Source organism: Citrobacter sp. Marseille-Q3906 (assembly GCF_916618775.1).
In the GTDB taxonomy this organism is placed as follows: Bacteria; Pseudomonadota; Gammaproteobacteria; order Enterobacterales; family Enterobacteriaceae; genus Citrobacter; species Citrobacter murliniae.
This window is the reverse complement of record NZ_CAKAKA010000002.1, coordinates 2,002,900-2,016,709: the sequence shown is the minus strand read 5'-3', so window position 1 is coordinate 2,016,709 and position 13,810 is coordinate 2,002,900. Positions and strand designations below refer to the sequence as shown.

Below are 13,810 nucleotides of genomic sequence, written 5' to 3'. Positions count from 1 at the left end.
CACTGACAACAGATAGTTATCCGTCATATGCAATTTAATATCCCTACATTGCTCACGCTGTTTCGCGTCATTCTGATCCCTTTCTTTGTATTGGCATTTTACCTGCCATTCACCTGGGCTCCGTTTGTTTGCGCACTTATCTTCTGTATCGCGGCGGTTACCGACTGGTTTGACGGTTTTCTGGCGCGCCGCTGGAACCAAAGCACGCGTTTTGGTGCTTTCCTGGATCCGGTCGCGGATAAAGTGCTGGTGGCTATCGCGATGGTGCTGGTGACGGAGCACTATCACAGCTGGTGGGTGACATTACCCGCCGCCACGATGATAGCGCGTGAGATTATCATTTCTGCGTTGCGTGAATGGATGGCCGAACTCGGCAAGCGTAGCAGCGTGGCCGTTTCCTGGATCGGTAAAGTTAAAACCACGTCGCAGATGGCGGCACTGGCCTGGTTACTGTGGCGTCCAAACATCTGGGTTGAGTACGCCGGGATCGCACTTTTCTTTGTTGCCGCGATACTGACATTATGGTCAATGTTCCAGTATTTGAGCGCCGCACGCGGAGATTTGCTTGATCAGTGATCGTTTCGCCGCAAATTTCAGCAAACGATCGTCAGTGGTGAAAAATATCGTTGACTCAGTGCGTCAGGTAAGTAGAATGCAACGCATCGAACGGCAGCACTGATTGCCAGACGATAGCAAAATCAAGTGATTAACAAAGTTACTTGATGATGCGGGAATAGCTCAGTTGGTAGAGCACGACCTTGCCAAGGTCGGGGTCGCGAGTTCGAGTCTCGTTTCCCGCTCCAAATTTTAAACATCGGCATTTGCGGATGTTGGCTGAAAAGCCTGAAGATTTCGGCGCGTTAGCAAAGCGGTTATGTAGCGGATTGCAAATCCGTCTAGTCCGGTTCGACTCCGGAACGCGCCTCCAATTTCTTCCCGAGCCCGGATGGTGGAATCGGTAGACACAAGGGATTTAAAATCCCTCGGCGTTCGCGCTGTGTGGGTTCAAGTCCCACTCCGGGTACCATGGGAAAGAACAGAATAATCAAAGCAATAAGCAGTGTCGTGAAACCACCTACGGGTGGTTTTTTTGTGCCTGAAATTTGATTTCCTAATATCTTTCCTAAGATGACTTTGTTACATGTGGGATTGTTGTTTTAATTTTGCACGCCCAGAAATGCAGACAACCGATCTACTGTTTAATTTTAACTGCGCAAATCTGAACATAACGAGAACCCCGCCTGCGCGGGGTTTTGGCTTTCCAGTGATACGGCAGGGGGGGCGCTACGGTGCATTGCGCCAGTACCCCTGCCATAGCGCCAAATTGTAGGGGCGGTTTGTTTTACTGATTATCAGCAACCTGTATCACCGGGGGCGCAGGTGTCGATAATGCTTTTCAGCGTATCGCTGCTCTTTGTTACCGTACCTTTTGTGATATCAGCTCTGACATTTAGCTGTGCCTTGGGTTGCCCATCACCTCCTTCCACTTTCATCAGGTTTTCCGACGGGATAGTCAACGCAATATTCTGGCCTACCTCTGAACTGGATACGATATGAATGGGTGAGGTATATGGGAGTCTTTTTCCAAATTCATCCCCTGAAATTACTGAGCTTACTGTTATTTGATCTCCTGCTGCCATGTTGTTGTAGGCAGCCACCACAACATCAACTCCATCCAAAGCCAGGTTAACACTCACAATCGACGGATTACCGGCTTCAGGTATTGATATGGTTATTGGCCCAAAGTCTGTTGGTGTAAAGGTTGTTTGCACTGAGGTGCTGTTACTACCGTTCACCGTTGCTGTCACGGTGAATTGTTCTGCTGTCAGATCAGTCAACGAGAGTGTCGCGACACCCTGGGCATTCGTAGATGTTGCGGTCGCTGAAGCATATTGTGCATTAGCAGAAGATTTACTCCATTGTACGGATGCCCCTTCTACAGGATTGCCTGCTCGGGTTACCGTGATTTGCGCGACGTTTTGTGTGCTACCGTCAGCTGGCGAATTATCTGGGCTCATTGTAATCGCCAGAATGGACGGCACCTCTGCAAATGTCGCAGTCGTATTGCCTGTTTTATCTCCAGCGCTTGCGGCCACATGAATATCCTGAGCCACCGTATCAGTGAGGTTTAACGTGGCAATTCCACTGGAATTGGTTATAACCGTCAGTGGCGAAACCGGTTTTGCGCTACCGACGCCAAGACTCCATGTCACACTGACGCCAACCATTGGCTGGCCGTTAGAGTCTGTTACCACAGCCTGAGCTACGTTCGCAGTGTTGCCGTCAGCCGGGGCATTATTGTTGTTCATACTGACAGTAACATTTGAAACAGCCTGGTTAATAAAGGCTGAGTTAACCGACTCTGTTTTTCCTCCTGCCGTAGCGCTTAATTTTACAGGGCCGACGGTTTTACTGGTGAAATTTATGGTTGCCTCACCGTCGCTGTCAGTAGCGCTTTCGCTACTGACGATAGTGGCTCTACTGTCTACCTGCCATGCAACTGCAACGCCGGAAAGAACTTTACCACTGGCATCTTTCAATACTACCTGGCCAATATTTTGATCATTACCGTCAGCCTGGCTGTTATTTTTAGTCAGGTTGAGATTTAGTGATGCCACTGACAGCGAAAATGAACTTGGCATTGTGCGGGTCAATGTTCCAGATGAAGCTGAGACGATAACCTGTTCGGCAGTTGTACTGGTCAGATTGACTGAAGCATTACCATTGGCGTCGGTCATCGATGTGGTCGTACTAAGTTTTGCACTACCAGTGACGGCCCAGGTAATAGATGCATTTGATGCAGCTTTATTATCAGATGTAATAGCGTGAAGCGTCACTGTATTAGTAGCAATACCGTCTGCTGGGCTGTTGTCTTTAACGCTCGTTAGAGTCATGTCTGTGAGAACTGCGGCGTCATCTTTTTTCTTATACTGCAGGATGATTTCATTGTTACGTTCTACAAGGTCATAGCGGCTGCCAGCGAGACTACGGCGCAGGGCAACCTGGTCTGAGGACATCTGCGACTGCCAGGACTGACCTAAAGTGTAATGGAAGTTCAGACTGAAGCGGGTTTCATCCATAGAATCCTGACCGTGCTTATAATCAATACCAGCAGTAACCAGCGGAACTGGCGTGTAGTTCAGACCGACGGTTATAGCGGAAGGGTTGCTCTGCAGGTGGTCTTTGTCGAATAGGGCAACATCATTTCCATAATATTGTTCATACATAGCCCGGGCACCCAGCAGTGGATATGTAGGGAGATAGCCTTCGGCACGGATATCATAGCCGTCAGCCGGTTTTTCATTATAGTCCTCGAAGTCACGTGAACTATGCCATTCAGTTGTACCGATATAAGTGTTGGCGGAAAGCTTCAGATAATCTGTCCAGGCTTCTGCACCAATACCGACGCGGCGGTTTTTGCCTGTGAAATCGTCATCAAAAAAGACATTTCCGCCAAACATCCATTTGTCGGTGTAGAAAGTTCGTACACCCATGCCGATATTGCCGGTCGTGCGCCCGTCGGGAGCTCGCAGACCAAGCTGGGTAAACAGCACTGCGTTTTTATTGTCATACAGAGGGGCAAGGAAATCGACGGCGCTTTCGTCCCAGTTGCCACTGTCGTCAATGTTGAGCTGAACGCGCGCGGTACCGAACTGGCTGAGCCACTGCTGAGTCGTTGAAGAGGTATAACCGGAGACGGCTGATTTGGCACTGTTGATTACGCCGTTTTTTCCGCTGGAAGAGAGCGAACTGGCGACGGTGTTTAATGTTCCGGCATAAGGCAGCCTAGAGTCGGTTGATGTCGTGCTATGTACAGTCGAAAATGGAGAAGACGTAGCCGAAGAAAGAGATAAGCTGTCCGCCAGAACACTGTGGGGCATGATTGGAACCAAGGGAAATAATACTTGTACAAAAATTTGTAACCATGCAAAGAAGCAAAAGTGTCTACTTCTTTCAGTACCCGAGATTTTATGCATTATCATTTCTTCTTTAATTAGTTGAACTTGATGAGTTCAGTTCAATGTAGTTCTTGTGTATTAAATGTTGCTTCCGTATGTTCACTATCTTGAAAACAAGAACGCTCCCATTGCTCATAGTCAGAGTTTGAAGGGGCTGAATCATTTTCTTTTATTTGTTGTTTCAGTATGACAAACGGAAGATCACATTTCTTGAAATTTCAAAACTCCCAAACCACAGCGCAACTCAGTCTTGTCGAGTTGATAAGAAGGTTGCATGTATTTCGGTTTTTTTTACCTGTGCTGTTTCTGCTTATAGTTTTTCAATCCATTTTTGTAGTAATTCCATATGAGGCAGGATTAAGGGTGATTTTTTTATGATTACATTTGTTAAAATGATACATGTACGTAAATAATCATCCCCGTGAATGGTTTGATTGAAAGTGATGTGGTTACTGAGGCCTGTCGCTATATACAAGACGTATATACAGATTTCAGGTTCAGTATAAATTTGTATGAGTTCGTACAAATTATATAAGATCTAATTGAAATTTGTTAATCCCATAACTAACTGTCATTAGGTTTTGTCCGCTCGCTAAGTACACTCAAACAACCTTTTTATATCAGGAGGTTATCCCAGGATTTGCTCATTGCTTTCACCATTGGTTTTTTTATGCGACTACGCACTTACCAAATGGCATATATAAAATCGTGTAAACCGAACGGCAGATACTGAGCAATAAAACAGGCCGATCGCCAGGTTGAACGGGCACAAACGGTTTTGGCGGCATTGACAGTGACGCCCGTAGCAGCGCATATTGCCGCTCCGGCATTAAGCTTAGATTGTTTTTCTATGGTTTTATGTAAACCCGATGAACTGTATGTTCCCGCAGATTTCTTCACCGGCTTTTCCTTGCCTCTGGCAAAGTTATAAAGAATCAATAATAACGCAGATAAGAGCCCTAAAATTAATGATGGCGCTGGTGGGAAATTAACAGCAGCAATACATGATAAGTGTCAATATCACTGATTATTAATTATAAAGATACTCCCGGCAGGGGGGGAAGAACCATGTGGGAGACGAGTCGCGGGGAACGACTCGTTTTCAGACCGTAAAAATTCGCCTAATGAATGTTAACCGCTGGCGGTAACTAGTTAAAAATCCTCCCGATCATAACTCGCTTCGGCGGTTTTTTGTGCGTGTTTTCGCGAACTGTTCATTATCATGCAGCACATGACCCGTTAATACAAAACCACCAGCAATCCCTCCTCGTTAGTGACTCGCCATGTATATCGCACTTAGCGACGAACAGGTGCGTTCAACATAAAACGTCCCCGGGCAGGATTATTCATAAATCCATCCCGTGCAGGGTTATAGTTGTGGTCCTGAAAACCGTTAATCATCACGGGATCGCCAATACCATCCTGGATAGCAAATGGTCTGTGGATCCTGTTTCTGGCTCTGAGCGTGAAACCGAAATTCTCCGTTCCACCAATAATAATGACGCTGTGTCCGGTTGCTAAAGCGGCACTTAACTCTTGCTCCAGTTCAGCCTGGTCTTGCAAAGTGCTGGCAGTGAGATGGGAGGAGGTCATTAACAGGATGGCGAGGGCAGCGCAGGAAAGCGCCCATGGCAGTTTCATGATTAGTACTCATAAAAAGTATGGCTATTAAAGTATAGCTTTTGGTTGCGACGATACCCGGTGCAGGACGAACAATTTAGCTGTTATGTCCTTGTTCATGATGACGGAACAGGAAGGTCAAAGGGGGGCATTAAGCACTATAATTGAACAGGTAACAGGTGATCACCCCTGTTTGCTCACCATGCAGATGCAGGAGGTTACATCAGAGACTTACTTTCTCCGACGGTAATGTTTGCAGCATTACTTGTCCTTAGCTGCATTATATATCCGGTGGACAAAAGTTTGGCCGTTGCATCACTGCTGTCACAACGTTCCACAACTACAGACCACATCGTTATCGCCCGGCAGCATTTTGATAAGCTCCAGTCTTATCAGGTTCTTATTCGTTCCTCTTCCGTCCAGGCCGAAAGTAAAATCATTCGATATAGCTATAAAAAGCCAGGCTTTATAAGGATGGATTTTACTCAGCCGCATCCTGGGGCCGTTCTTACCTATAACCCGGTAAGTAATAACGTGAAGCTTTGGCCGTTTGGGTTGGGAACTTTGCCAGTATTAAACCTCTCCCCAACAAATTCTTTAATAAAAGACGAGCGTGGCCATCGGGTCGATCAGTCTGACATTGGCGCATTGTTGGACAATATTCGTCACCTGCAGCGAGAGGGGAAAACGGCGATAATCGGGGAGGAGAACGTATCGGGGCGTTCGACCACGCACGTCTGCGTGACGGGGCCGGGGACGATGGTCGTTGATGGTGTTCACCGGTATGACGTTTGGTTCGATAACTACCATCGACTACCCGTGAAAGTGCTCAGTTACGATGCTGGTGGAAAGTGGCTGGAAACCGTACTTATGGATGCCATGATCATCAATATTCGTTTTCCCGTGGACTTTTTCACACCTTAAGGGCGCGGAGTTTATGGCCGAATATCAGTTTTCCACCGTCTGGAGGGTTGAAGCTTCGATCCAGGATGTATGGGATGTTTTCTCTCACCCGGATCAGTGGCCTGAATGGTGGGGAAGCCTGGAGCGAATTATTGAAATAAAGAAAGGGGATATACAGGGCATTGGCGCGTTGCACCGCTATACCTGGAAAGGGGCGCTGCCTTATCGTCTAACCTTTGATATTAACGTACTGAATATACTGCCTTGTTGTCTGCTGGAAGGGGAGGCGAGTGGTGAAGTTGAAGGGCGAGGAATATGGTCTTTTTCCTACAACGGCAAGGAAACTATCGTCAGGTATGACTGGCATGTACGGACCACTATTCGCTGGATGAACTACCTTGCTCCACTGGCAGCGCCCGTCTTTCGCTGGAATCACGATACGGTAATGCGTGAGGGAGCAAAAGGGTTAGCCCGTAAACTAGGAACCAACGTGTACATATTTTGATGTGGCCGGTTTTTAAGGATATGGAGCCTACCTGTTATTATGCGTTTTTCGTCTTTTTTAATGCTGCGCCTGTACTCTTGTGGTTGAAAATGGCTTAATTGTTTCTCTTTTCATTCACAGTTAACAGGTCTGTTATTGATGAATAAACTCCATCGACTCGCCTTTTTATGTCAGCGTCTGTCTGCTGTGATGATCGTGTACGGTCTCTGCCCGTTTAGCCGTCGCTCAACTCATACAACATGGACAGACAGCAATGCAACGTCGACAATTTCTTAAAAATAGTGTTCTACTTTCTGCGGCCGGTTTAGTCGGTCCTTCCGTCGTTAGCCAGACGGTACAAGCCGCAGAGCCATTAGTTGCGCCTGTAGTACGTCGGCGCTTTGCCTTATCGCAAACCTATAAATTGAATCCGCCACAAGGCTCAAGCGGTGTGGTGAAACTGTGGATCCCGTTGCCGGTAGATACAGCATTTCAGCAGATGACAGACCTTGTTTTTAGCGGCAACTATAAGCAGGCATATGTCACTACCAATAATGCTTATGGCGCGAAAACGTTGTTTGCCAGTTGGCCCAATTCACAAGGAGAGTTGTTAATTAAGGTTGATATTGACATTGAAACCGCCGATTGGGAGCCGCTGAAGCAGGATGCGCTAAAAACCTGGCATGCGCCGGAGCAGATCGTTTATCCGTTGGATGTGAAACCCTATTTATTGCCGACTGCGCATACTCCCGTTGACGGGCTTGTGCAGGAAACAGCGCGTAAAATCACCGGCAACGAGCAGGACCCATTGAAAAAAGCACGCCTGATCTATGAGTGGGTCAGTAGCCATATGGAGCGTGATAATGACGTTATCGGCTGCGGAACGGGTGATGTGGCGGAGATTCTGAAGAGTGGCAAACTCAAAGGGAAATGCACCGATATGAGTTCCGTTTTCGTCGCTCTGGCACGTGCCAGCGGCATTCCGGCGCGTGAATTATTCGGGATTCGTCTGGGGAAAGCCAATAAGCTTGAACGCTACTCGAAAAGCGCCTTTGGTAAAGCCGACGGTGCCGGGGTAGCTGATGTGAGTGGAGGTCAGCACTGTCGCGCAGAGTTTTATCTGGCTGGTTACGGCTGGTTGCCTTGCGACCCGGCGGACGTGACGAAAATGCGTCTGGCCGAGAAAAAAACGCATCAGGATGCTGATGTGCAGGCCGTTAACACCTACCTGTTCGGTAACTGGGAAATGAACTGGGTAGGGTTCAACTACGGACGTGATTTTGAACTGTATCCGGCCACAGAACAGGGAGCGATGAACAATTTTGGTTACCCCTATGCGGAAGTAGACGGCGATCCGATCAACTTCTATGACCCTAAAGCGTTCTCCTACAACTATGTCGCAACAGAACAACGCTAAAGGCGCTGGCCTCACTCTGCTGACGGCCGCTGTGGCTGCCGTCACCGCAGGATTATGCTGCGTGGGGCCACTGTTATATCTGCTGTTTGGCATTTCGGCGGCAAGTTTTACGGTATTCGCTCGTTTCGAGTTTTTGCGTCTCCCCTTGATTCTGCTGACGCTTGGGCTGCTGTTGCGCCTCTTTTGGCGGCTCTATTTTTCCAAAAGGTTGTGGTGTACCGGCTGGCTGACCCTGAAACAGACGCGTATTCTCTACTGGTGTGCGCTGATAGTGATTTTACCGGTGTTATTTTATCCAACGCTGGTTGCCTGGTTTTATGAGGTATTTGAATGAAAATAGTCACTCTGATCGCTTGCTTATTGCTGCCGTTGTGGGCTCAGGCAGCTCATCAAAAAGTGGTGCTGGATATACAAAATATGACCTGCTCGCTGTGCGTCATTTCTGTTAATCAGGCGCTACGTGAAACTGACGGCGTGATCAAGGCTAAATCGTCGCTGAAGACGCGCCAGGCTGAAGTGATCGTGCCTGAAGATTTCTCTACTGATACGCTACTCAAGGCGGTAGCAAAAACAGGATATACGGCCACGCTCAACCATATTGAACAACAATAAACCACCTGCGGGTGGTTTTCTGGCTATCAGAAGATGATGCCAGGTTTTTTGTGACCTCTTTTGTGCGTTAACTACCGGAATTACCCTCGTTTCCTGTTAACCTGAACAGGCGGTGTCAGTGAACCGCTCATGCCCATTTGTATCTGTTATCCCACCAGCCATGTAAGATAATCACAGGCAAGAATTTTTACTAAGGAAAAGCGTTATGAAAACGGGACCACTAAACGAAAGCGAACTGGAATGGCTGGATGATGTACTGACTAAGTACAATACGGACAAGGCAATTCTGGATGTGTCAGAGCTGGATGGCTTATTGACGGCGGTGCTCAGTTCACCTTATGAAATTGAGCCGGAGCAGTGGCTGGTCGCTATATGGGGAGGCGCGCAGTATGTCCCTCGCTGGTCCTCCGAGAAAGAAATGACGCGTTTCATGAATCTGACGTTTCAGCATATGGCTGATACAGCCGATCGCCTTGACGAATTTCCTGAGCAGTTTGAACCGCTGTTTGGCCTGCGCGAAATTGAAGAGCATGAGCTGACTATTGTTGAAGAGTGGTGCTTTGGCTATATGCGAGGTGTCGCGCTATCTGACTGGTCTTCATTACCGGATTCGTTAAAGCCGGCGCTTGAAGCAATTGCGTTGCACGGTACGGAAGAGAACTTTGAGGTCGTTGAGAAACTGACTCCTGAAGCATTTGACGAGAGCGTGGATGCGATCCGTCTGGCGGCTCTGGATCTGCATGCCTACTGGATGGCGCATCCACAGGAAGCGCCGGTGAAGGTTCCGTTAAAAACGGATGCCAAAATTGGGCGTAACGATCCGTGCCCATGTGGTAGTGGTAAAAAGTATAAGCAGTGCTGTCTGCATTAAGAAAAAGGGGCGTTTAGCCCCTTCGTCTTACTAACAACTTTAATGCGACTCTAAAGCTATTGTTTTAACCGACTTCAGGTAGCAGTCCTGCTGCGATAGAAAATTGCACGCCTATCACGATGATCCCGCAAATGAAAACCAGCGCCAGTGCTGGTGTACCACCCGCTACGCGCCAGGTTGTCTGTGGATTGTGTTTTCTGCTTTGCCAGACCAGCATTGACGGGATGAGCAGAGCCAGCACCGCCAGGGCAACGCCTGCATAGCCTAATGCCATCACAAAACCACGCGGATAGAAGAGAGCGAACGCCAGCGGCGGCAGGAACGTCACCACACCGGTTTGTATTCTGCCTGTTACGGTATTACGGCGCTGGAAGAGATCGGCCAGATAGTCGAATAATCCTAGTGCGACGCCAAGGAAGGATGTTGCCAGCGCGAGGTCGGCAAACAGATGCACCGCCAGCTCTACGTGTGGCGAGGCAACTACTTCACGTAACGCCTGTAACAAACCGTTTAAGCCAGCATGGTTGGCGAGCAGCCCCATAAACGTCGATGAATTGATACTGCCGAGTGTAGCGAGTTGCCAGAAAATATAGGCGACCAGTGGAATAGCGCTACCCGTGATAAACACCCAGCGCAGTTTACGGATATTACCGTTCATATAGCTGACGATGCTGGGAACGCTGCCATGAAAACCGAACGAGGTGAAAATCACCGGAATTGCGGAGAGTGCGAGGCCTTGTTGTAGCGGCAGAGTGAGAAGATTCACTTTATGGATATGCGGCATCAGCAGGGCGAGCATGACGACAAGGAAGATAATCTTGGCGCTGAATAACAGGCGATTGAACAGATCGACCAGTGATGTCCCGACACATACCACACCCCCGGCAACAAAGGTGAACAGCAGTACACCCGCCGTAGGGGATATGCTGGCACCGGTCCAGTCGCTGATGCTTGACGCCAGTAATTCACCTGCGCCACTGATGTATGCAGCCGTTAGCGCGTACATTAAAAACATCATGCTAAAGCCTGTCACCCACTGCCCGTAGCGACCAAGATAGCGTTTAGCCAGCGTGCCAAGTCCGGTGTCCGCTGGTACATGCTGATACACTTCGAGCAGCAACAGCGCGGTGTAACACATGAGTGCCCATAGCCCAACCAACAACGCCAGCGTGACGCTAAACCCCACGCCCGCCGCAGCCAACGGCATCGCCAGCATACCGGCGCCAATCGTGGTTCCCGCCACGATAAAAATACTACCCAGAGTTCTATTCTTCACGCTTTCCTCTGTCCCAGAGATAATCAACGGTTATATCTGCGGCGCAGGTTAAGGCATAACGATATTTTCGTCAAATCACCGTTACAATCTGTGTACAGATTAATTTACGAATATTTGGCGGTTAAGATGTATTACAGATGATATTTTTTGTGTCCTGCCAGCATAAACCTGCGTTAGCGCAAAGCAGTGCAATATGGTTCACATTAGGCTACGGGGTTTATTAAGGAGGGAGTATGGATTCTATTCACGGTCACGAAGTGCTCAACATGATGATTGAGTCTGGCGAGCAGTATTCAAATGCCAGTCTTGAAGCGGCGATTACGTCCCGTTTTGGTGAGCAGGCGCGTTTTCATACCTGTTCTGCTGAAGGCATGACGGCGGCTGAGCTGGTGGCGTTTTTGGCGGCGAAGGGGAAATTCATTGCCAGCGATGACGGTTTTTCTACTCACGAAAGCAAGATCTGCCGCCATTAAGATCCTCGAATTACGGTGGCGGTCAGCCACCGTAATCCAACAGAATTAATTCTGTGTATCAAGCGTAGCCAGTTCTTTATCGATGAAATAAAGACCTTCACCGCTTTTTCCTGCCAGTGATAACTTATCAATAACAGATTTAAATAATTTCTCTTCTTCATGCTGTTCGGCAACATACCACTGCAGGAAATTAAATGTTGGATAATCCTGGTGAGTCATTGCCGCATGAGCCAGCTCATTAATTTTTTGCGTGATCAACTGCTCATGTTCATAGGTGACACGGAACAGTTCATCCAGAGAAGCATATTCAGCAAACGGTGACGGCACAGTATTAATGCACGGTAAGCTACCGGTATCTGTCAGGTAATCGAACAGACGCTGCATGTGCGTCATCTCTTCCTGGGCGTGGCGACGCAGAAACGCAGCGGCACCTTCGAAGCTGTGGTAGCTGCACCACGCGCTCATCTGTTGATAGAGCAGAGATGAATAAAGTTCAAGATTCATTTGCTCATTCAGTTTGTCGATCATTTCTGTTTTCAGCATGGTTCTGCTCCACGAACATTAATTATATATTTACGTGGCGCCACTATAATTTGTTATTTAATTATTTGCAAAAGGTAAAATAATAAATTTATTTATTAAAAATGAGAATGGGAATAAAACGCATTAATACTATTAAAAGAGCGATATATTCTAAATAATTTGAGTTGCAGGACAAAATGCAGCAGGTATTTTGAACAGCGCTTGCGCAGGCCCCAAAGGGGCGAGGCCGTAGGCCGAGTCACCCGGCAAGGGAGGAAATCCCCAGGAGCATAAATAACTATGTGACTGGGGTTTCTGAGTGTAGTCAACGCATCTGCAGTTTGAAGTATGACGGGTATATAAGTAATAAAAGACCAGCAAAACAATGCAGGTCAGAAAGGTTAATAGCCGAAAGGTTGTGTCTGCGACACGGCCACACCATGACACTGCCAGGCAAGCGTAATCCTGGTATTCATACACAGGGAACCTGCGTAAACGCTACAAGTTGCCACTGGCTGACCAAATGGTACAGCGCTGGCGTATCCCATCCGCTGACACTCTTTTGTTGCCGTACTCTGGGCAATATAGTTGTCTGTGCGCGCTGTTTGTAGCATTGCCTGGTTGTAAGTAAGACGAACCACGCCAGTGATGGGGCTGGCTTCGCTGACCTGCGCCTGTTTTGTGATAGTGCATCCCGTTAGCACGAGCGGCAAGAGTGCAAGAATAAGAGGCTTCATGATATCGCTCTGAAAATTCGGTGATACGTTATCCTGACTGATACAGCGACGAGTCAATGGGTTGAATAACGTGAAGATCACCTGCGATTAATCACAACGACGCTTTTGTTGTAAGGAATTCTGCCGTTTAACGGGGGAAATGTGAGCATCTCATTATTTCTTAAAACTAAATTTCATTAAATTTGAAAGTGTGTTTGAGAGATAGTAATGTGACCTGAATGTTATGACTCATAGCGGAATCCCCGCGACGCATTCAGGAGAATACAGAATGAAAATTGCATTGATGATGGAAAACAGCCAGGCAAGCAAAAACGCGATCATTCATAACGAGCTTAAGGCTGTCGCGGATGAGAAAGGATTTCCTGTCTTCAACGTTGGAATGAGTGACGAAAACGACCATCATTTGACCTATATTCACCTCGGTATTATGGCCAGCATTCTGCTCAATTCCAAAGCGGTCGATTTTGTGGTGACAGGCTGTGGCACCGGACAAGGTGCCATGATGTCGCTGAATATCCATCCTGGTGTGGTGTGTGGCTATTGTCTCGATCCGGCAGATGCCTTCCTGTTTGCGCAGATCAATAATGGTAATGCGCTCTCCCTGGCGTTCGCCAAAGGCTTTGGCTGGGGCGCTGAGCTGAACGTGCGCTACATGTTTGAAAAAGCATTTACAGGTCGTAATGGCGAAGGTTACCCGCCGGAGCGCAAAGAACCGCAGGTGCGTAACGCAGGTATTTTGAATCAGGTGAAAGCGGCAGTGGTAAAAGAAAACTATCTTGATACCCTGCGCGCTATCGATCCTGAACTGGTGAAAACCGCCGTGTCGGGCCCGCGTTTCCAACAGTGTTTCTTTGAAAATTGCCAGGACAAAGCGATCGAAGCGTTTGTCCGTAAGATCATTGGCTAAATCCTGTTGCCCGGTGGTAGCGGTCTGCC

The 13,810-nt window shown here is 48.0% G+C and carries 15 protein-coding genes and 3 tRNA genes; 12 read left to right on the top strand and 6 right to left on the bottom strand.

Features of this window, described 5'->3' with window-relative positions; genetic code table 11:
- Window positions 1-27: 27 nt before the first annotated feature.
- The 4 genes from pgsA to LG384_RS13880 all read left to right on the top strand — a co-directional run bounded on the left by pgsA (window position 28) and on the right by LG384_RS13880 (window position 1,027).
- Window positions 28-576 carry a CDP-diacylglycerol--glycerol-3-phosphate 3-phosphatidyltransferase gene (pgsA, locus tag LG384_RS13895; protein ID WP_003030490.1) on the top strand — a complete coding sequence of 183 codons (549 nt, stop codon included), beginning with the start codon at window positions 28-30 and terminating at the stop codon, window positions 574-576.
- Between the two features lie 151 nt (window positions 577-727).
- Window positions 728-803 (top strand) — tRNA-Gly (locus LG384_RS13890).
- A 51-nt stretch (window positions 804-854) separates the two neighbouring features.
- A tRNA-Cys gene (locus LG384_RS13885) sits at window positions 855-928 on the top strand.
- A 12-nt stretch (window positions 929-940) separates the two neighbouring features.
- A tRNA-Leu gene (locus LG384_RS13880) sits at window positions 941-1,027 on the top strand.
- 325 nt (window positions 1,028-1,352) lie between these two features.
- Here LG384_RS13880 and LG384_RS13875 read toward each other — a convergent pair.
- The 3 genes from LG384_RS13875 to LG384_RS13865 all read right to left on the bottom strand — a co-directional run bounded on the left by LG384_RS13875 (window position 1,353) and on the right by LG384_RS13865 (window position 5,600).
- Window positions 1,353-3,977 carry an inverse autotransporter beta domain-containing protein gene (locus LG384_RS13875; RefSeq protein WP_225761096.1) on the bottom strand — a complete coding sequence of 875 codons (2,625 nt, stop codon included), beginning with the start codon at window positions 3,975-3,977 and terminating at the stop codon, window positions 1,353-1,355.
- 666 nt (window positions 3,978-4,643) lie between these two features.
- Window positions 4,644-4,859 carry a hypothetical protein gene (locus tag LG384_RS13870; protein WP_225761095.1) on the bottom strand — a complete coding sequence of 72 codons (216 nt, stop codon included), beginning with the start codon at window positions 4,857-4,859 and terminating at the stop codon, window positions 4,644-4,646.
- A gap of 396 nt (window positions 4,860-5,255) precedes the next feature.
- On the bottom strand, window positions 5,256-5,600 hold the full coding sequence (locus LG384_RS13865; RefSeq protein ID WP_225761094.1) for a hypothetical protein: 345 nt from the start codon (window positions 5,598-5,600) through the stop codon (window positions 5,256-5,258).
- Between the two features lie 453 nt (window positions 5,601-6,053).
- On the opposite strand from LG384_RS13865, the gene LG384_RS13860 reads away from it, so the two are divergent.
- The 6 genes from LG384_RS13860 (at window position 6,054) to LG384_RS13835 (ending at window position 9,866) form a co-directional block, all read left to right on the top strand.
- Window positions 6,054-6,503, top strand: a complete 450-nt coding sequence (locus LG384_RS13860; RefSeq protein ID WP_231593075.1) for a DUF1571 domain-containing protein — start codon at window positions 6,054-6,056, stop codon at window positions 6,501-6,503.
- A gap of 13 nt (window positions 6,504-6,516) precedes the next feature.
- The gene (locus tag LG384_RS13855; RefSeq protein WP_225761092.1) at window positions 6,517-6,987 is read left to right on the top strand and encodes an SRPBCC family protein; all 471 of its coding nucleotides are present in this window, start codon (window positions 6,517-6,519) and stop codon (window positions 6,985-6,987) included.
- Between the two features lie 253 nt (window positions 6,988-7,240).
- A complete protein-coding gene (locus LG384_RS13850) occupies window positions 7,241-8,383 on the top strand; it encodes a transglutaminase-like domain-containing protein (protein WP_225761091.1) in 1,143 nt (380 codons plus the stop codon).
- Window positions 8,361-8,717 (top strand): mercuric transporter MerT family protein, encoded by a 357-nt coding sequence (locus tag LG384_RS13845; protein ID WP_200012821.1) that lies wholly within the window; start codon window positions 8,361-8,363, stop codon window positions 8,715-8,717. Before LG384_RS13850 ends, LG384_RS13845 begins: the two co-directional genes overlap by 23 nt.
- A complete protein-coding gene (locus LG384_RS13840) occupies window positions 8,714-8,995 on the top strand; it encodes a heavy-metal-associated domain-containing protein (RefSeq protein WP_045444251.1) in 282 nt (93 codons plus the stop codon). Before LG384_RS13845 ends, LG384_RS13840 begins: the two co-directional genes overlap by 4 nt.
- Window positions 8,996-9,200: 205 nt before the next feature.
- Window positions 9,201-9,866 (top strand): YecA family protein, encoded by a 666-nt coding sequence (locus tag LG384_RS13835; protein WP_045444248.1) that lies wholly within the window; start codon window positions 9,201-9,203, stop codon window positions 9,864-9,866.
- 64 nt (window positions 9,867-9,930) lie between these two features.
- Here the strand turns inward: LG384_RS13835 and tyrP are convergent, their stop codons facing one another.
- Window positions 9,931-11,142 carry a tyrosine transporter TyrP gene (gene tyrP / locus LG384_RS13830; RefSeq protein WP_045444245.1) on the bottom strand — a complete coding sequence of 404 codons (1,212 nt, stop codon included), beginning with the start codon at window positions 11,140-11,142 and terminating at the stop codon, window positions 9,931-9,933.
- 233 nt (window positions 11,143-11,375) lie between these two features.
- On the opposite strand from tyrP, the gene LG384_RS13825 reads away from it, so the two are divergent.
- Window positions 11,376-11,615, top strand: a complete 240-nt coding sequence (locus LG384_RS13825) for a YecH family metal-binding protein (RefSeq protein ID WP_200012825.1) — start codon at window positions 11,376-11,378, stop codon at window positions 11,613-11,615.
- Window positions 11,616-11,660: 45 nt separating this feature from the next.
- Here the strand turns inward: LG384_RS13825 and ftnA are convergent, their stop codons facing one another.
- Both ftnA and yecR read right to left on the bottom strand, forming a co-directional pair.
- The gene (ftnA, locus tag LG384_RS13820; protein WP_045444240.1) at window positions 11,661-12,158 is read right to left on the bottom strand and encodes a non-heme ferritin; all 498 of its coding nucleotides are present in this window, start codon (window positions 12,156-12,158) and stop codon (window positions 11,661-11,663) included.
- Window positions 12,159-12,538: 380 nt separating this feature from the next.
- Entirely contained in the window at window positions 12,539-12,874 is a 336-nt protein-coding gene (gene yecR / locus LG384_RS13815; RefSeq protein WP_225761090.1) for a YecR family lipoprotein, read from the bottom strand.
- A 268-nt stretch (window positions 12,875-13,142) separates the two neighbouring features.
- Here yecR and LG384_RS13810 point away from each other — a divergent pair, with 268 nt between their 5' ends.
- Entirely contained in the window at window positions 13,143-13,781 is a 639-nt protein-coding gene (locus LG384_RS13810) for an RpiB/LacA/LacB family sugar-phosphate isomerase (protein WP_045444237.1), read from the top strand.
- Window positions 13,782-13,810 lie beyond the last annotated feature (29 nt).